This is a genomic window from Streptomyces sp. BRA346 (assembly GCF_052851135.1).
The window spans coordinates 35,047-51,308 of record NZ_JAIWIH010000017.1 but is presented as its reverse complement, the minus strand read 5'-3'; the positions used below and the strand labels follow the sequence as shown (position 1 = coordinate 51,308).

Genomic DNA, 16,262 nt, shown 5'->3' with positions numbered 1-16,262 from the left:
CGCCTTCCGTAGACGTCACATCCGTACCCGCGGACGGCCGACCCTAATGCGTCCGCAGCACATAGCCGACGCCCCGCACCGTGTGCACCACGCGCGGCTCGCCCCCGGCCTCCGTCTTGCGGCGCAGGTACATCACGTACACGTCCAGCACCAGGTCGGGCCGCTCCTCCTCGATGCGGCGCAGCGCCGCCACGCCGTCCCCGGCCGTGTCGACCTCGTAGCCCTCGCGCCGCAGGGCTCTGCCGAGGGCTTCGCGCACCGAAGGCTCGTCGTCCACGACCAGGATCCGGGAAGTCTCGTGCATGGGCCCCAACCTGGTGCCCGAGGCTGTGCGTCCGCTGAGTCCGGCGTGTACGGAGGCTGAGAAGGTCAGGGGCCGGGTTCGGGCGGGGCGGAGGGGGCGCCGGGGAGACGGATCCAGGCGACGGTGCCGCCGCCCGGTGCGGGCCGCAGCCCCACCTGGCCGCCGCAACTCTGGACGGTACGGGCCACGATGGACAGCCCGAGCCCGGAGCCGGGCATGCTGCGGGCGGACGGCGAACGCCAGAACCGCTCGAAGACGTGCGGGAGTTCATCGTCGGGAATGCCGGGACCGCGGTCCCGCACCGTCAACTCACCCCTTCTGAGGGCGACATCGACGACACCACCCGAAGGGCTGAACTTCACGGCGTTGTCGAGCAGGTTGACCAGCGCCCGTTCCAGGGCGGCGGACTCGCCGCGTACGTACCAGGGCTCGATCGCGGCGTCGAGGGTGAGCCCGGTGCCCCGCAGCCGGGCCCGCTCCAGGGCGGCGCCCGCGATCTCGTGCAGCGCGACCACCTGGAGCGGCCCGCTGCCGGGCAGCGCGTCGGGCCGGGACAGCTCCTGGAGGTCGCCGATGAGCGCCGCGAGTTCGGTCATCTGCGCCTTGACGCTGCTCATGAGCGCCTTGCGGTCTTCCGGAGGCAGGGCGCGGCCGGTCTCGTCGCTGCGGGCGAGCAGTTCGACGTTGGTGCGGAGCGAGGTGAGCGGGGTGCGCAGCTCGTGCCCCGCGTCGGCGATCAGCTGCTGCTGGCGGTCGCGGGAGGAGGCGAGGGCGGCGGTCATGGCGTTGAACGACCGGGACAGCCGGGCGATCTCGTCGTCGCCCTCGGCGGGGATGCGGACGGCCAGGTCCTCGGTGCGGGCCACGTGCTCGACGGCGTGGGTCAGCCGGTCCACCGGCTTGAGCCCGGTCCGGGCGATCCACAGCCCGGCCGCCCCGGCGCCGACGACGCCGATCCCGGCGACGAGGGCGAGGACGAGCGCGAGCGTGTTCAGCGGGTCCTGCACCTCGCTGAGCGGGCGCGCCATGGAGACGGCGATACCGCGCGGCAGCGGGCTGTCGGGGCCGCCGGACGGCCGGTAGGTGAAGACGCGCATGTCGCGGCCGTCCTCGGCGGTCGCGTCGTGCAGCGCGGTCGGCCGCTGCCCGGTGGCGACCGCCACGTCGTCGGCGCTCACCGGCAGCTCCGTCGCCCCGGGCTGGGGGCAGCGGTTGCCGTCGGGCAGCACGATCTGCACGGAGTACGAGCCGAGGGCGCGCGGGGTGTGGCCGTCGTCGCCGTCGGGGTTCTGGCACGCGTCCAGGATGCTCACCACATTGCGCTCGTCGACCTTGACGGTGCGCAGCGACGAGTCGAGCTGTGCGCTGAGCTGTTCGCGCACGATCAGCCAGCACGCGAACGCCGACACCGCGACCGCGACCGCCACCGCCACCGCGGTCAGCAGGGCCAGCCGCGAGCGCAGCGGGAGTCCGCGGAGCCTCACGACGGCTCGCCCTCCGCCGGCCGCAGGACGTACCCCACGCCGCGCACCGTGTGGACGAGCCGCGGCTCACCGGCCGCCTCGGTCTTGCGGCGCAGATACATCACGTACACGTCCAGCGAGTTGGACGACGGCTCGAAGTCGAAGCCCCACACGGCCTTCAGGATCTGCTCGCGGGTGAGGACCTGGCGCGGATGCGCGAGGAACATCTCCAGCAGGGTGAACTCGGTGCGGGTCAGCTCGACGCGCCGCCCGCCCCGGGTGACCTCGCGGGTCGTCAGGTCCATCCGCAGGTCGCCGAAGGACATCGTGTCGTCGTCGGCGACCGGCGCGCCCGCCGCGGCCGCGTACGAGCTGCGGCGCAGCAGGGCGCGGATGCGGGCCAGCAGCTCGTCCAGCTCGAAGGGCTTGACGAGGTAGTCGTCCGCGCCCGCGTCGAGGCCGGTGACCCGGTCGCCGACCGTGTCGCGCGCGGTGAGCATCAGGACGGGCACGGTCACCCCGGTGGCGCGCAGCCGCCGGGCGGCGGTGAGCCCGTCCATGCGGGGCATCAGCACGTCGAGCACGATCAGCTCCGGGTCGTAGGTACCGACCTTCTCCAGGGCGTCCAGTCCGTCGACGGCGGTCTCGGTCGCGTAGCCCTCGAAGGCGAGGCTGCGCTGGAGCGCCTCGAGGACGGCCGGCTCGTCGTCGACGATCAGGATGCGGGCGGGCTGATCGCCGTGGTCGACGGGGCTCATGGATCGGTTTCCTTAACGGTGGGCGGGACGGGCGCTGTGCTGTCAGCCTCGCACGTCGACCTGCGCCGGGGTGGCCTCGTGGCGGCTCAGCTGTTGCCGTTGCCGCCGCTGCCGCCGTCGCGCAGGGCGGAGAGGTCGGACTTGACGGTGTCGACCGGGATCGAGAAGCCCAGGCCGACGCTGCCCGCGCTGCTGCTCTGTTGGCCGGAGGCCGGGGCGTACATCGCGGAGTTGATCCCGATGACCTGGCCCCGCATGTTGATCAGCGCGCCGCCGGAGTTGCCGGGGTTGAGCGAGGCGTCGGTCTGGATGGCCTTGTACGTGGTGGTCGACTGGCCGACGTCGCCGTTGTAGCTGCCGCCGCCGAACTCGAACGGCCACTGGCCGCCGCCCTGCCGGCCCTGGCCCTCGTCCGTGGAGACGGTGACGTCGCGGTTCAGCGCGGAGACGATGCCGCTGGTCACGGTGCCGGTCAGCCCCTCGGGCGAGCCGATGGCCACGACCTGGTCGCCGACCTTGACCTGGCTGGAGTCGCCCAGGGACGCGGCCTTGAGGCCGCTCGCGCCGCTCACCTTGATCAGGGCCAGGTCCTTGCCGCTGTCGGTGCCGACGACCGAGGCGCTCTTCGTGCTGCCGTCGCTGAACGTCACCTTGATCGAATCGGCGTCGGAGATGACGTGGTTGTTGGTGATGATCTCGCCGCCGCTGGTGACGATCACGCCGGAGCCGGTGGAGTCGCCCGCGGCGGACGTCGCGCTGATCTCCACGATGCTGGGGCTCACGGCCGCCGCCACGGCGGACACGCCGCTGCCGCTGCTGGAGTTGACGCCCACGACCGGGGTCGACACGGCCGTGTCCCCCTTGTCGGCGGCCTGGCTGACGAAGGTCGCCGTACCGCCGCCCACCAGCGCCGAGACCACCGCCACGGCGGCGATCAGCCCGGCCGACCGGGAGAGCCGCCGCTTGCGGCGGCCACCGCCGGGGTGCGGTATCGCCGTGGTGTCCGCACCGCCGCCCGCGCCGCCGGTGCCATCTGCACCACCGCCCGGCCACACGGTGACCCCGGAGGGGGTGGTCACCGGCGTCCGCGGCTCATGGGTGGGCGGCGGCGGATAGGCCGCCGCGCCGCCGTACGCGTAGGGATAGGGCTCTTCGTCGCCGCTACGGCGCTGGCTCGTCGTCATGTCCAAGACTCTGCGGCGCAAGGATGAGAGCCACCTGAGGATCCGCTGAGAACCAGGGCAGAAGTCGGTATGCCCGACATAAGGGCCAGACGCTACGAGCAGCCGCAGGAGCGCCGTACCACCAGCGCGGACGGGAACTGCCGCACCCGCTCCCGGCGCGAGACCGCGAGCCGCGGGGTGTCGTCCAGCACCAGGTCGACCGCGGCGCGCGCCATCGCGGGCCGGTCGGAGCCGACCGTGGTCAGCGGCGGATCGGTCAGACCCGCCTCCTTCACGTCGTCGAAGCCCGCGACCGCCAGCTCGCCCGGCACATCGATGCGCAGCTCGCGCGCCGCCCGCAGCACCCCGAAGGCCTGGTCGTCGGTGGCGCAGAAGATGGCCGGGGGCCGGTCAGGTCCTGCCAGCAACCCGAGGGCGACCTGGTAGGCGTCGTACCGGTTGTACGGGGCCTGGAACAGCCGCCCCTCCGTGGACCGCCCGGCCTCCTGCATCGCCCGGCGCCACCCCTCGACGTGGTCGGTCACCGGGTCGCCGACGGTCGGGGTTATCTCGGTGCCGCCGAGGCAGGCCACATAGGAGTGGCCGTGCTCCAGCAGATGGCGCACCGCGAGCTGGGCGCCGCCGATGTCGTCCAGCACCACGGCCACGTCGTCGATCGCCTCGGGCCGCTCGTGCAGCAGCACCACCCGGGCGTCCCAGGCCTCGATCTCGGCGGCCGCGTTCTCGCTGGGGCCCTGGCTGATGAGGATCAGCCCGGACACCCGCATGCCCAGGAAGGCGCGCAGATAGTGCACCTCGCGCTCGTCCAGGTAGTCGGAGTTGCCGACCAGCACCATCTTGCCGCGCTCGGCGGCGGCCTGTTCGACCGCGTGCGCCATCTCGGCGAAGAACGGCTGGCGGGCGTCCGGCACGATCAGCCCTATGAGGTCGGTGCGCCGGCTCGCCATCGCCTGGGCGACCCGGTCGGGCCGGTAGCCCAGCTCCTTGATCGCGGCGAGAACCCTCTCGCGCGTGGCCGGGGCGACCGGCCGGGGTCCGTTATTGATGACGTAACTGACGACCGCGGTCGAGGTTCCCGCCAGCCTTGCCACATCATCACGCGTCACCTTGGCCACGCGCGAAGTCTACGCGGGTCCAGCTACGTCTTGACCGGTCGTGCAGGTGCCGCTTCCGGCGCGGAGCGCGCCCCGCCGCCGGACGGACCGGAGCCCGCCGGGCCGGAGCCGGTGTCCCGCGACGTGTTCCTGGCGCGGGCCTCCTCGGCGGCCCGCTCGGCCCGCTCGACCTTCTCCGGGGTGACGAAGCGGTAGCCCACGTTGCGGACGGTCCCGATCAGCGACTCGTGCTCCGGGCCCAGCTTGGCCCGCAGCCGCCGTACGTGGACGTCGACGGTGCGGGTGCCGCCGAAGTAGTCGTAGCCCCAGACCTCCTGGAGCAGCTGCGCCCGGGTGAAGACCCGCCCCGGGTGCTGGGCGAGGTACTTCAGCAGCTCGAACTCCTTGAAGGTGAGGTCGAGCACCCGCCCCTTGAGCTTGGCGCTGTACGTGGCCTCGTCCACCGACAGATCGCCGTTGCGGATCTCCATCGGGCTGTCGTCGGTGGTGATCTGCTGGCGGCCCATGGCCAGCCGCAGCCGGGCCTCGACCTCGGCCGGGCCAGCGGTGTCCAGCAGGACGTCGTCGATGCCCCAGTCGGCGGTGACGGCGGCGAGCCCGCCCTCGGTCACCACCAGCACCAGCGGACAGCCGGGGCCGGTCGACCGCAGCAGCTGGCACAGGCTGCGCACCTGCGGCAGATCGCGGCGGCCGTCGATCAGGATGACGTCGGCACCGGGGGTATCCACCAGAGCCGGGCCCTCCGCGGGGGCGACCCGCACGCTGTGCAGCAGCAGGCCGAGGGCGGGAAGCACCTCCGTCGAGGGCTGGAGTGCGTTGGTCAGCAGCAGGAGGGAACTCATCGTCCACCACCCGCCCCGGCCGTGATCGTGATGTTGTGCACGCTTCGCTCGCCCATTGCCTCGGTTTCCTCCTCGGTCCCTTGCGAGAGGGGGCACCTCCCGGGCTCCGCCCGGGGGAGTCTGCGGCTACTACTTCGTACGGTCCTGCTCGCACCCCCGGGGCATACGCGCGTGTCAGCGCTCAAACGCGCACGGTGCCCCTGAAAGCACAAAAGGACCCGGGGGCGACATTGCCCGGATCCTTCACAGCAGAATAACCCACATGACACCCGGTGGAGAGGCCGAATCTGCTCGACGTTCCCTGACCCCGGATACCGCGGGCGCCCGGAGAGCCACGCTGCTCACCGAGGACGGGGTCCCCATCGAGACCCGTTACGAGCCTTCCCGGGCGGGCGGCGGACTATCCGCGGACACCCCTGTGATCGTCGTCGCGCACGGTTTCACCGGCGCCCTGGAGCGGCCCGCGCTGCGCCGGGTGGCATCGGCCTTCACGCAGCGTACGGCCGTGATCACGTTCTCGTTCCGGGGTCACGGGCGGTCCGGCGGGCGATCCACCGTCGGGGACCGGGAGGTCCTCGACCTGGCGGCCGCGGTGCACTGGGCCCGCACCCTGGGCCACCGGCGGGTGATCACCGTCGGCTTCTCGATGGGCGGCTCGGTGGTGCTCCGCCATGCGGCGCTGTCCGCACGGAACAAGCCAGAGCCTGATGAGGAGCGCGAGGGGCGCACGGGGGCGCACACCACGGGAGCGGACGCCGTCGTCGCGGTGAGCGCCCCCGCCCGCTGGTACTACCGGGGGACGGCCCCGATGCGCCGCGTCCACTGGGCGATCACCCGGCCGACCGGTCGGCTGGTCTCCCGCTACGGGCTGCGGACCCGCATCGACGCCCGCGGCTGGAACCCGGAACCGCTGCCGCCGGTGGCCGCGGTCCCCCTGATCGCGCCGACGCCGCTGCTGATCGTGCACGGCGACCGGGACCCGTACTTCCCGCTGGACCATCCGCGGATGCTGATGGCGGCGGCGGACCGGGCGTCCACGGAGCTGTGGATCGAGCCCGGCTTCGGCCACGCGGAGACCGCGGCCCCGGCGGAGCTGCTGCACCGGATCGCGGGCTGGGCCCTGGCCCGCACCCCCTGACCCGGTCCGGGGGCGCTAGGGCCTAGTCCGGCTCGGCCACCGGCTCCGCGAACTGGGCCGCGTACAGCCGGGCGTACGCACCCCCGGCCGCCACCAGCGCGTCGTGGCTGCCCTGCTCCACGATGCGGCCCGACTCCATCACCAGGATCACGTCCGCGTCGCGGATCGTGGAGAGCCGGTGCGCGATCACGAAGCTGGTGCGCCCGGTGCGCAGCGAGGCCATCGCGTGCTGGATGAGGACCTCGGTGCGGGTGTCGACGGAGCTGGTCGCCTCGTCCAGCACCAGGATCGACGGCCCGGAGAGGAACGCGCGGGCGATGGTGATCAGCTGCTTCTCGCCGACGGAGACGCCTGTGCCCTCCTCGTCGATCACCGTGTCGTAGCCGTCCGGCAGGGTGCGCACGAAGCGGTCCACATGGGTGGCCTTCGCGGCCTCCACGATCGCCTCGTGGGAGGCGCCCTCCGAGCCGTACGCGATGTTCTCCGCGATCGTGCCGCCGAACAGCCAGGTGTCCTGGAGCACCATGCCGATGTGGGAGCGCAGCTCCTCGCGCGGCATGGTGGCCGCGTCGACGCCGTCGAGCGTGATGCGGCCCCCGCTGACCTCGTAGAACCGCATCAGCAGATTGACCAGGGTGGTCTTCCCCGCGCCGGTCGGGCCGACGATGGCCACGGTCTGGCCGGGGCTCACCGACAGCGAGAGCCCCTCGATGAGGGGCGTGTCGGGCTGGTAGCGGAAGGAGACGTCCTCGAACTCCACCTGGCCGAGCACCGTCCGCGGCCCCACCGGGCCCGCCGGGTCCGGGGTCTGCTCCTCCGCGTCCAGCAGCTCGAAGACCCGCTCGGCGGAGGCGACGCCCGACTGGACCATGTTGGCCATGGACGCCACCTGGGTGAGCGGCTGGCTGAACTGCCGGGAGTACTGGACGAACGCCTGCACGTCGCCGATCGACAGCGCCCCGCTCGCCACCCGCAGCCCGCCGACCACGGCGACCAGGACGTAGTTGAGGTTGCCGATGAACGTCATCGCGGGCTGGATGAGCCCGGAGATGAACTGGGCGCGGAAGCCCGCCTCGTACAGCTTCTCGTTCTGCGCGCGGAAGACCTCGGCGGACTCCCGCTCCCGCCCGAAGACCTTCACCAGGGCGTGGCCGGTGTACATCTCCTCGATGTGGGCGTTGAGCCGCCCCGTGGTCTTCCACTGCTGGACGAACTGGGGCTGGGCCCGCTTGCCGACGCGCGTCGCGACCAGCACCGACACCGGGACGGTGACCAGCGCCACCAGCGCCAGCAGCGGCGAGATCCAGAACATCATGGCCAGCACGCCGACGAGGGTCAGCAGCGACGCCATGATCTGGCTGAGCGTCTGCTGGAGCGTCTGCTGGATGTTGTCGATGTCGTTGGTGGTCCGCGACAGCACCTCGCCGCGCGACTGCTTGTCGAAGTACGACAGCGGCAGCCGCGCCAGCTTCTGTTCGACGTCCTCGCGCAGCCGGAAGACCGCGCGCTGGACGACGTTCGTGGCCACCCGCGCCTGGATCAGGTTGAGGAGCGAGGCCACGACGTACAGGCCCAGCGCCCACAGCAGGACGGTGCCGACGGCCCCGAAGTCGATGCCCTGGCCGGGCGTCACGTTCATCGAGGCGACCATGTCGGCCACGGTGCCCTGGCCGCTGTCGCGCAGGTGCTGGACGGCCTCGGCCTTGGTGGCGCCCTCCGGGAGCTGCCGGCCGACGATGCCCGCGAAGATCAGGTCGGTGGCGTGGCCGAGCACCTTGGGGCCCAGCACCGTCAGCGCGATGCTGACCGTGCACAGGGCGAGCACGGCGAAGGCGATGCCGCGCTCGGGGCGCAGGGCGCCCAGCAGACGGCGGCCCGAGCCGCGGAAGTCCATGGACCGCTCGACGGGCTGGCCGCCCATGAAACGGGCGGGTCCGGTGGCGGGCGCGGGACCCCTGCGGGGTGCCGGAGAACTCGTGGATGACTGGCTCATGCGGCTTCCTGCTCGGTGAGCTGGGAGAGCACGATCTCCCGGTACGTCTGGTTGCCGGCCATCAGCTCGCCGTGGGTGCCGCTGCCGACGACGCGCCCCTCGTCGAGGACCACGATCCGGTCGGCGCCGCGGATGGTGGACACCCGCTGGGCGACGATGACGACGGTCGCGTTCCCCGTCTCGTCCGCCAGCGCCGCCCGCAGCCGGGCGTCGGTGGCGTAGTCGAGCGCCGAGAAGGAGTCGTCGAAGAGGTAGACGGACGGCTTGAGGACCAGGGCGCGGGCGATCGCCAGCCGCTGCCGCTGTCCGCCGGAGACATTGGAGCCGCCCTGGGCGATGGGCGCCTCCAGGCCACCCTCCATGGCCTCGACGAAGTCCCGCGCCTGCGCGGTCTCCAGGGCCTGCCACAGCTCCTCGTCGCTCGCGTCCGGTTTTCCGTACCGCAGGTTGGAGGCGACGGTGCCGGAGAAGAGGTACGGCTTCTGCGGTACGAGGCCGATGGACCGGGACATCACCGCGGGGTCGAGGTCGCGCACGTCCACGCCGTCGAGGCGGACGCTGCCGTCGGTCGCGTCGAACAGCCGGGGCACCAGCCCGAGGAGGGTGGACTTGCCGCTGCCGGTGGAGCCGATGACGGCGGTGGTCCGGCCGGGGTGGGCGGTCAGCGAGACGTCGCGCAGCACGGGCTCCTCGGCGCCCGGGTACCGGAACTCCACGCCCCGCAGCTCCAGCAGCCCGCGGCCGCCGTCGGCGGACGCGGCGGGCGCGACCGGCACCAGCGGCGGGACGACGCTGGTCCCGGTGTCCAGCACCTCCTGGACGCGCTCGGCGCACACCTCGGCGCGCGGCACCATCATGAACATGAAGGTGGCCATCATCACCGACGTCAGGATCTGCATGAGATAGCTGATGAAGGCGGTCAGCGCGCCGATCTGCATCCCGCCGCTGTCGATGCGGTGCCCGCCCGCCCAGACCACGGCGACGCTGGACAGGTTCACCACCAGCATCACGGTGGGGAACATCAGCGACATCAGCCGCCCGGCCCGCAGCGACACATCCATCAGCGCGGTGTTCGCGCCGGTGAACCGGTTCCGCTCATGGCCGTCGCGGACGAAGGCCCGGATCACCCGGATGCCGGTGATCTGCTCGCGCAGCACCCGGTTGACGGTGTCGATGCGCTCCTGGACGTCCCGGAACAGCGGGCGCATCCCGCGGACGATGAGGGTGACGGTGATGCCCAGCACCGGCACGATCAGCAGCAGCAGCCCGGACAGCGGCACGTCCTGATTGAGCGCCATGGCGATCCCGCCGACGCACATGATGGGCGCCGACACCATCAGCGTGAAGGACATCAGGCACAGCATCTGCACCTGCTGCACGTCGTTGGTGGTGCGGGTGATCAGCGAAGGCGCCCCGAACCGGCCCATCTCACGGGCGGAGAAGGACTGCACCCGGTCGAAGACGTCGGCGCGGATGTCCCGGCCGAGCGCCATGGCGGTGCGGGCGCCGAAGTAGACGGCGCCGACGGCGCACACGATCTGCACCAGGGTGACGGCGATCATCTGGCCGCCGACGACGAGGATGTAGCCGGTGTCGCCCTTGACGACCCCGTCGTCGATGATGTCGGCGTTGAGGGTGGGCAGATAGAGGGTGGCGAGTGTCTGTACGAGCTGCAATAGCACGATCACGTTGATCGTTCGGGTGTAGGGCCGCAGATACGCCCGTATGAGTCGGACCAGCACAGAGAAACCCTAAGCGAGCAGGCCGTGAAACGGCCCCGATTTTCCCGGGGGCGTGCTGCGTCCCCGGGTCCCTTCCGCACCCGTCATCATGGAGGACGGCAGAAGACGGGAGAGGGACACGCGATGGCGCTGAAGAACACCCCCGCCGGAACCATCCGGTACTGGGCCGCGGCCCGGGCAGCGGCCGGCACCTCCGAGGAGCCGTACGCGGCGGTGACGCTGGCCGACGCGCTCGACGCGGCCCGCGAGCGGCACGCCCTGCGACCGGAGTTCGCCCGGGTCCTGCTGCGCTGTTCGTTCCTGGTCGACGGCGCGCCCGTCGGCACCCGTGATCACAAGACGGTCCAACTGGCCGAGGGCGGCACGGTCGAGGTGCTTCCGCCGTTCGCAGGAGGGTGACGTACGACGTCATGAGCAACCAGCCGCATCAGCCACACGATCCGCACGCGCCGTACGAGCCGCCTGGGCCGTACGGGTCGTACCCACCGCCGTACGAGGGACAGCAGCAGCAACAGCCGCCCGCCGATCCCTACGGCGCGTACGCCCAGGGGCAGTCGTCCGGGTACGGCTATCCGCAGCAGCAGGCGTACGCGCAGCAGCAACAACAGCACCAGCCCTACCAGCAGCCGTACCAGCAGCCGCAGGGTGATCCCTACGCCGCCGCGCACCAGCAACAGTACGCGGCGGGCTGGGACCAGCAGCAGCACTACGCGCAGCAGCAACAACAGCACCAGTACCAGCAGGCCATGCAGGCGCAGCAGGCCGCGCAGGCGCAGCACGCACAGCAGGCCATGCAGGCGCAGCAGGCGCAGCAGGCGCAGCAGGCGCATCCCGGGCCGCAGACGGGGCGGCCCGCCGCGCCGCAGCCTGCGCAGCCGGGGCCCGCGCAGCCGCAGGCCGCGCAGCCCGAGCCCGCCCGGCCGATGACCGCCGCCGAGAAGGCCCGCGCCGAGGGCCGCCCCCAGATCGTCGACCCCGGGCTCCAGCCCGCCGCCCTCACGGCCGCGCTGGCCGCGCTGCTCGCGGCCACCGCGCCGCTCGGCGAGCCCGCGGTGGCCGTGGTCGTGGCGCTGCTCCAGGCGGTCACGGCGGCCGGGTGGTTCCGGCTGAACGGCATGTGGCCCGCCCGGCAGGGCATCGCGCTGGCCTTCCTGGGCGGTCTGGCGGCCGACGCCGGGCTGCTCGCCACCGGCCGCGTCTACGCACCGACGGTGATCATCGGCACGCTCGGCGTCTGGCTGCTGCTGGTGATCGTCCTCCAGCTGCGCAGCCACGCCTCGGCGGACGAGCGGATGTACGGGCTGACCGCCGCGGTCGCCTCGACCGCCATCACCGTGATCGCGGCCGGTTACCTGGCCGCGATCGCCGAGTCCCCGGACGCCGTGGTGGTGGGCGCGGCCGCGGTCGCCGTGGGCACGCTGGCCCGCGCGCTGCCGCTGCCGACGCCCGCCGCCGTCGTCCTCGGGCTGCTCGCGGCGGCCGGGGCGGGCGTGGGGGCCGGGCACCTCACCGGTACCGGGACCGGCACGGCCGCCGTGCTGGGGCTCGCGGCCGGGGCGTGTGCGCTGGTGGGGCTGCGGGTCGCGGCGTACGACTACCCGTCCCGCTTCGTCCACATGACGGCCGGAGTGGCCCTGCCCCTGGCGGCCGCGGCCCCCGCCGTCTACGTCCTGGGCCGCGCGCTGGTGTGATCCGCCGGGGGTCCGATACGCCAGGTATCTGCGGTGCCAGGCCCCCGGGTGCTTACTCCGGTTAGGCTCGCTGCGTCAGGCAAGGGCCTGAGCGAGAGCCTGGGGGATCTACGTACATGCGCGCACTACGCATCACTCTGATCATCGCCGTGATACTCGGCGGCCTCTTCGTCGGCGCCGACCGGGTGGCGGTGTCCATGGCGGAGTCCAAGGCCGCCGACAAGATCAAGAGTTCGCAGGGGCTGACGACCACCCCCAGCGTCTCCATCAAGGGCTTCCCGTTCCTGACCCAGGTCGCGGGCAAGGAGCTGGACGAGGTCGACGTCGGCGTGGACGGGCTGACGACGGACGCGGGCGGCGGCACCACCGTCCGCGTCTCCGAGCTGAACGCCCAGCTGCACGACGTCCGCATCGGGGGGAACTTCTCGTCGGCCACCGCGGACCGGGCCAGCGGCTCGGCCCACATCTCGTACGCGGACCTCTCGCGGGCCGCGGGCCCGGGAGTCACGGTGGGCTACGACCCGACGGGGACCAACCAGGTCAAGATCACCGGGAACCTGCTGGGCTTCAGCCTCAGCGCCCGCTCCAGCGTGACCATCGTGAACGGGGACACGATCAAGCTGCACGCCGAGCGCATCCCCGGCGGATCCATCCCGCAGTGGGAGGACAAGGTGCGCGAGCGCACCGACATGGAGCGGAAGATCGACGGCATGCCGCGGGGCATGCGGCTGGAGACGGTGAAGACCGACAAGGACGGCATAGACGTCTCGGTCGCGGGTAATAACGTCGCGTTGACGGGCTGACCCGTCCGGCACGGACCGCCTCAGGACCGTCTCGGGACCGCATGGTGTCCACGTAACGAGACGATCATGTCCGCGATGGCAGACACCGACGGCCGCCGGGCACCCCGGCGGCCGTCGTCCGTGGTCGTCCGCACCCCTGCCCGTTCACATCGCGGACATAAGCGTCTCACCATGCGACACACCGGTGACATGCCCGCCCGTCCGTCCTTACGATCGGACCCATGAAGCGACAGGCGGATCTCACGAAGCGGCGGGCAGTCGACCTGTGCCGCGTCGCCGCCATGCTCTGTCGCGCCGTCTGAAACCGAGGGACGCGCGCGGCCGCCGCAGCTTCGGCCCCGCCCCCTCCGGCCCGTCTGCCGGGCCTTCCCGCACTCCGCTCGTACGCTCGCGACCAGGCTCCGCCGCGTCAGCACCGCGCGTCGAGCGCCCGTACCGCCGCAACTGCCCCGGAGGAGAGACACATGAGCCGCAGTGACGTCCTGGTGGACGCCGACTGGGTACAGGCCCGCATCGATGACCCCAAGACGGTCATCGTCGAGGTCGACGAGGACACGTCCGCCTACGACACGAACCACATCAAGAACGCCGTCCGCATCGACTGGAAGCAGGACCTCCAGGACCCGGTGCGCCGCGACTTCGTGGACCAGGCGGGCTTCGAGAAGCTGCTGTCCGAGAAGGGCATCGCCAACGACGACACCGTCGTCCTCTACGGCGGCAACAACAACTGGTTCGCCGCGTACGCCTACTGGTACTTCAAGCTCTACGGCCACCAGGACGTGAAGCTGCTCGACGGCGGCCGCAAGAAGTGGGAGCTGGACTCCCGCGAGCTGGTCTCCGAGGTCCCGTCCCGCGAGAAGACCGACTACAAGGCCAAGCCGCAGGACAGCTCGATCCGCGCCTTCCGCGACGACGTCGTGGCGGCCATCGGCAGCCTGAACCTGGTCGACGTCCGCTCGCCCGACGAGTTCTCCGGCAAGCTGCTCGCCCCGGCGCACCTCCCGCAGGAGCAGTCGCAGCGTGCGGGCCACGTGCCGAGCGCCCGCAACATCCCCTGGTCGAAGTCGGCCAACGACGACGGCACCTTCAAGTCCGACGAGCAGCTCAAGGAGCTGTACGAGGGCGAGGGCGTCGACCTGTCGAAGGACACCATCGCCTACTGCCGCATCGGTGAGCGCTCGGCGCACACCTGGTTCGTGCTGCACGAGCTGCTCGGCCAGACCAACGTCAAGAACTACGACGGTTCCTGGACCGAGTACGGCTCGCTGGTGGGCGTGCCGATCGAGCTCGGCTCCGGCAGCTGACCCCCTCTCCTCCCCGAAAGTTAAGGACAGACACATGTGTGGAGCGCAGACAGGCGGCCCCGACGCCTCGACCATCAAGCCCGGTGAGACCACGATCCAGGGCCAGGTGACCCGCGACGGCGAGCCCGTCACCGGCTACGTGCGCCTCCTGGACAGCACGGGCGAGTTCACCGCCGAGGTTCCCACCTCCGCGACCGGACAGTTCCGCTTCTACGCCGCCGAGGGCACCTGGACGCTGCGCGCCCTGGTCCCGGGCGGCACCGCCGACCGCACGGTCGTCGCACAGAAGGGCGGGCTGGCGGAGGTCGCCATCGCCGTCTGACGCCACACCACGCGTCGTACGCAGGAGGGCCGCATCCCGGGGTTGGACGCCTCGGCGGGATGCGGCCCTTCCGCATGGTCCACGGCCGTTTCGTCTGTCGGCGCGATGGCCCCGGACGTATCCTGGCCATATGTACGCGCGACGCCGCCACGCATACTTCTTCCTGATGGGCGCGTGTCTGACGCTCTTCATCTCGGCCTGGGCCTTCGTGCGTCTGTGGTCCGTCCCCGCCGCCGTCGTGATGTGCATCGTCGCGATGGTCATCCCGCCGGTGGCGGCCATCGTCGCCAACCGCCGGGGTCCGCAGGACCGCTGGTGGGACGAGTCGGGGGACGAGGAGTCCGACCGGTGGTGGCGGGAGCTGGACGACCACTACCACCGGCACTGAGACGCGGGTGCCGGGCCCCGGGGTCAGTAGACCAGCGCCTGCACGCCGTCCGGCATGATCTCGCTCACGAAGACCTGCGCGCCCGCGATCCGCGCGCCCTCGATCAGATCCGCCTCGTCGATCTCCCGCCGCGCCGCGCACTGGCTGCACACCGTGATCGTCCCGCCCGCCAGAATGCCGCTGATCAGCTCCGGCAGCGGGGCCGCATGCGGCAGCGAGAAGTCCGCCGCCCGGCCCGGCAGCGCGAACCACGTCGACTCGCCGGTCAGCCACAGCGAGACCTCGACCCCGCTCGCCACGGCCACCGCCGCCACCGTGAACGCCTGCGAGCACCGCTCGGGCGCGTCCGCACCCGCCGTCACCTTGATCACGAGCTTGTTCGCCATGCCCCAAGCCTAGGCTCGCCGGTCCGGCGACTAGACTCGGTCCCGGTCCGTCATCCGTTACGAGGAGCAGCTCGTGCTTGAGGCAGTCTTCACCACCCTGTTGATCCTGGTCATCGTGGCCAGCCTCGGTTTCGTCGGGCTGACCTGGAAGAAGCTCTACCAGGGCCAGCGCTGAGCGCTCCGCCCCCTTAACGCCCCCGCCCGCCTAGCGACGGATCGTCTGAACCCATGATCGAGATTCCCTCCGACCTCCACCCGGACCTGGTGCCGCTGGCCTTCCTGCTCGGCAACTGGGAAGGCGCCGGCGTTTCGGACTTCCCCGGCGCCGAGAAGTGCAACTTCGGGCAGGAAGCGACCTTCACCCACGACGGCCGCGACTTCATCGAGTACATCTCGCACACCTGGGTGCTGGACTCCGAGGGCAAGAAGGTCCGCCCGCTGGAAAGCGAGTCCGGATACTGGCGGATCGACAAGGACCGCAAGGTCGAGGTCGTGATGATCCGCGACCAGGGCGTCGTCGAGGTCTGGTACGGCGAGCTGGCGGACGGCAAGCCGCAGATCGACCTGGCGACCGACGCCGTGGCGCGCACCTCCGCCTCCGGCCCGTACTCGGGCGGCAAGCGGCTGTACGGCTACGTCAACAGCGACCTGATGTGGGTCGGCGAGAAGGCCACCCCCGAGGTCGAGCTGCGCCCGTACATGTCCGCGCACCTGAAGAAGGTCGTCGACCCCCGCGAGTGGGCCAAGGACCTCAAGGACCTGCCGGACGACGGGATCGCCTTCTTCCGCTGAGCGGAGCCCTGAGCCGTTCCAGCCGAGCGCGACCGCG

General features: G+C 71.6%; 18 protein-coding genes. 9 read left to right on the top strand and 9 right to left on the bottom strand.

The genetic code is table 11. From position 1 onward, the window contains the following. Positions 1-43: 43 nt before the first annotated feature. The 6 genes from LCH29_RS20950 to LCH29_RS20925 all read right to left on the bottom strand — a co-directional run bounded on the left by LCH29_RS20950 (position 44) and on the right by LCH29_RS20925 (position 5,666). Positions 44-304 carry a response regulator gene (locus LCH29_RS20950; RefSeq protein ID WP_446463270.1) on the bottom strand — a complete coding sequence of 87 codons (261 nt, stop codon included), beginning with the start codon at positions 302-304 and terminating at the stop codon, positions 44-46. Positions 305-369: 65 nt separating this feature from the next. After that, on the bottom strand, positions 370-1,788 hold the full coding sequence (locus LCH29_RS20945; protein WP_446463269.1) for a sensor histidine kinase: 1,419 nt from the start codon (positions 1,786-1,788) through the stop codon (positions 370-372). Further along, positions 1,785-2,525 (bottom strand): response regulator transcription factor, encoded by a 741-nt coding sequence (locus LCH29_RS20940; RefSeq protein WP_446463268.1) that lies wholly within the window; start codon positions 2,523-2,525, stop codon positions 1,785-1,787. The genes LCH29_RS20945 and LCH29_RS20940 overlap by 4 nt, the downstream gene beginning before the upstream one ends. A gap of 86 nt (positions 2,526-2,611) precedes the next feature. Then, positions 2,612-3,709: a S1C family serine protease gene (locus tag LCH29_RS20935; protein WP_446463267.1), complete on the bottom strand. Its 1,098-nt coding sequence runs from the start codon at positions 3,707-3,709 to the stop codon at positions 2,612-2,614. A gap of 92 nt (positions 3,710-3,801) precedes the next feature. Then, positions 3,802-4,824: a LacI family DNA-binding transcriptional regulator gene (locus LCH29_RS20930; protein WP_446463266.1), complete on the bottom strand. Its 1,023-nt coding sequence runs from the start codon at positions 4,822-4,824 to the stop codon at positions 3,802-3,804. 23 nt (positions 4,825-4,847) lie between these two features. Beyond that, positions 4,848-5,666, bottom strand: a complete 819-nt coding sequence (locus LCH29_RS20925; RefSeq protein WP_446463265.1) for a response regulator transcription factor — start codon at positions 5,664-5,666, stop codon at positions 4,848-4,850. A 262-nt stretch (positions 5,667-5,928) separates the two neighbouring features. Here LCH29_RS20925 and LCH29_RS20920 point away from each other — a divergent pair, with 262 nt between their 5' ends. Next, positions 5,929-6,804: an alpha/beta hydrolase gene (locus LCH29_RS20920; protein WP_446463264.1), complete on the top strand. Its 876-nt coding sequence runs from the start codon at positions 5,929-5,931 to the stop codon at positions 6,802-6,804. Positions 6,805-6,826: 22 nt separating this feature from the next. On the opposite strand, the gene LCH29_RS20915 is transcribed toward LCH29_RS20920, so the two are convergent. Continuing rightward, entirely contained in the window at positions 6,827-8,725 is a 1,899-nt protein-coding gene (locus LCH29_RS20915) for an ABC transporter ATP-binding protein (protein WP_446463324.1), read from the bottom strand. Positions 8,726-8,793: 68 nt separating this feature from the next. Next, positions 8,794-10,539: an ABC transporter ATP-binding protein gene (locus LCH29_RS20910; protein WP_446463263.1), complete on the bottom strand. Its 1,746-nt coding sequence runs from the start codon at positions 10,537-10,539 to the stop codon at positions 8,794-8,796. A 123-nt stretch (positions 10,540-10,662) separates the two neighbouring features. On the opposite strand from LCH29_RS20910, the gene LCH29_RS20905 reads away from it, so the two are divergent. The 7 genes from LCH29_RS20905 (at position 10,663) to LCH29_RS20875 (ending at position 15,047) form a co-directional block, all read left to right on the top strand. Further along, complete coding sequence (locus tag LCH29_RS20905; RefSeq protein ID WP_179935767.1) at positions 10,663-10,938, top strand: MoaD/ThiS family protein; 276 nt, start codon at positions 10,663-10,665, stop codon at positions 10,936-10,938. Positions 10,939-10,949: 11 nt separating this feature from the next. Next, positions 10,950-12,230, top strand: coding sequence for a hypothetical protein (locus LCH29_RS20900; protein ID WP_446463323.1), 1,281 nt, complete (start codon positions 10,950-10,952; stop codon positions 12,228-12,230). A 116-nt stretch (positions 12,231-12,346) separates the two neighbouring features. After that, on the top strand, positions 12,347-13,033 hold the full coding sequence (locus LCH29_RS20895; protein ID WP_446463262.1) for an LmeA family phospholipid-binding protein: 687 nt from the start codon (positions 12,347-12,349) through the stop codon (positions 13,031-13,033). A gap of 221 nt (positions 13,034-13,254) precedes the next feature. After that, entirely contained in the window at positions 13,255-13,335 is an 81-nt protein-coding gene (locus LCH29_RS20890) for a putative leader peptide (protein ID WP_350962106.1), read from the top strand. 162 nt (positions 13,336-13,497) lie between these two features. Continuing rightward, positions 13,498-14,337 carry a sulfurtransferase gene (locus LCH29_RS20885; protein WP_446463261.1) on the top strand — a complete coding sequence of 280 codons (840 nt, stop codon included), beginning with the start codon at positions 13,498-13,500 and terminating at the stop codon, positions 14,335-14,337. 34 nt (positions 14,338-14,371) lie between these two features. After that, the gene (locus LCH29_RS20880; protein WP_009716110.1) at positions 14,372-14,659 is read left to right on the top strand and encodes a DUF1416 domain-containing protein; all 288 of its coding nucleotides are present in this window, start codon (positions 14,372-14,374) and stop codon (positions 14,657-14,659) included. Between the two features lie 130 nt (positions 14,660-14,789). Beyond that, positions 14,790-15,047 (top strand): DUF3099 domain-containing protein, encoded by a 258-nt coding sequence (locus LCH29_RS20875; protein WP_446463260.1) that lies wholly within the window; start codon positions 14,790-14,792, stop codon positions 15,045-15,047. A 23-nt stretch (positions 15,048-15,070) separates the two neighbouring features. Here the strand turns inward: LCH29_RS20875 and LCH29_RS20870 are convergent, their stop codons facing one another. After that, positions 15,071-15,433, bottom strand: a complete 363-nt coding sequence (locus LCH29_RS20870; protein WP_009716112.1) for a DsrE family protein — start codon at positions 15,431-15,433, stop codon at positions 15,071-15,073. A 228-nt stretch (positions 15,434-15,661) separates the two neighbouring features. On the opposite strand from LCH29_RS20870, the gene LCH29_RS20865 reads away from it, so the two are divergent. Then, positions 15,662-16,225: an FABP family protein gene (locus tag LCH29_RS20865; protein WP_055557284.1), complete on the top strand. Its 564-nt coding sequence runs from the start codon at positions 15,662-15,664 to the stop codon at positions 16,223-16,225. Positions 16,226-16,262: the final 37 nt, after the last annotated feature.

What these genes read in the sequence shown, in the direction of transcription:
- LCH29_RS20950 (WP_446463270.1), bottom strand. Translation starts at nt 304, where the DNA reads ATGCACGAGACTTCCCGGATCCTGGTCGTGGACGACGAGCCTTCGGTG.
- LCH29_RS20940 (WP_446463268.1), bottom strand. Translation starts at nt 2,525, where the DNA reads ATGAGCCCCGTCGACCACGGCGATCAGCCCGCCCGCATCCTGATCGTC.
- LCH29_RS20935 (WP_446463267.1), bottom strand. Translation starts at nt 3,709, where the DNA reads ATGACGACGAGCCAGCGCCGTAGCGGCGACGAAGAGCCCTATCCCTAC.
- LCH29_RS20925 (WP_446463265.1), bottom strand. Translation starts at nt 5,666, where the DNA reads ATGAGTTCCCTCCTGCTGCTGACCAACGCACTCCAGCCCTCGACGGAG.
- LCH29_RS20920 (WP_446463264.1), top strand. Translation starts at nt 5,929, where the DNA reads ATGACACCCGGTGGAGAGGCCGAATCTGCTCGACGTTCCCTGACCCCG.
- LCH29_RS20915 (WP_446463324.1), bottom strand. Translation starts at nt 8,725, where the DNA reads ATGGGCGGCCAGCCCGTCGAGCGGTCCATGGACTTCCGCGGCTCGGGC.
- LCH29_RS20905 (WP_179935767.1), top strand. Translation starts at nt 10,663, where the DNA reads ATGGCGCTGAAGAACACCCCCGCCGGAACCATCCGGTACTGGGCCGCG.
- LCH29_RS20900 (WP_446463323.1), top strand. Translation starts at nt 10,950, where the DNA reads ATGAGCAACCAGCCGCATCAGCCACACGATCCGCACGCGCCGTACGAG.
- LCH29_RS20895 (WP_446463262.1), top strand. Translation starts at nt 12,347, where the DNA reads ATGCGCGCACTACGCATCACTCTGATCATCGCCGTGATACTCGGCGGC.
- LCH29_RS20890 (WP_350962106.1), top strand. Translation starts at nt 13,255, where the DNA reads ATGAAGCGACAGGCGGATCTCACGAAGCGGCGGGCAGTCGACCTGTGC.
- LCH29_RS20885 (WP_446463261.1), top strand. Translation starts at nt 13,498, where the DNA reads ATGAGCCGCAGTGACGTCCTGGTGGACGCCGACTGGGTACAGGCCCGC.
- LCH29_RS20880 (WP_009716110.1), top strand. Translation starts at nt 14,372, where the DNA reads ATGTGTGGAGCGCAGACAGGCGGCCCCGACGCCTCGACCATCAAGCCC.
- LCH29_RS20875 (WP_446463260.1), top strand. Translation starts at nt 14,790, where the DNA reads ATGTACGCGCGACGCCGCCACGCATACTTCTTCCTGATGGGCGCGTGT.
- LCH29_RS20870 (WP_009716112.1), bottom strand. Translation starts at nt 15,433, where the DNA reads ATGGCGAACAAGCTCGTGATCAAGGTGACGGCGGGTGCGGACGCGCCC.
- LCH29_RS20865 (WP_055557284.1), top strand. Translation starts at nt 15,662, where the DNA reads ATGATCGAGATTCCCTCCGACCTCCACCCGGACCTGGTGCCGCTGGCC.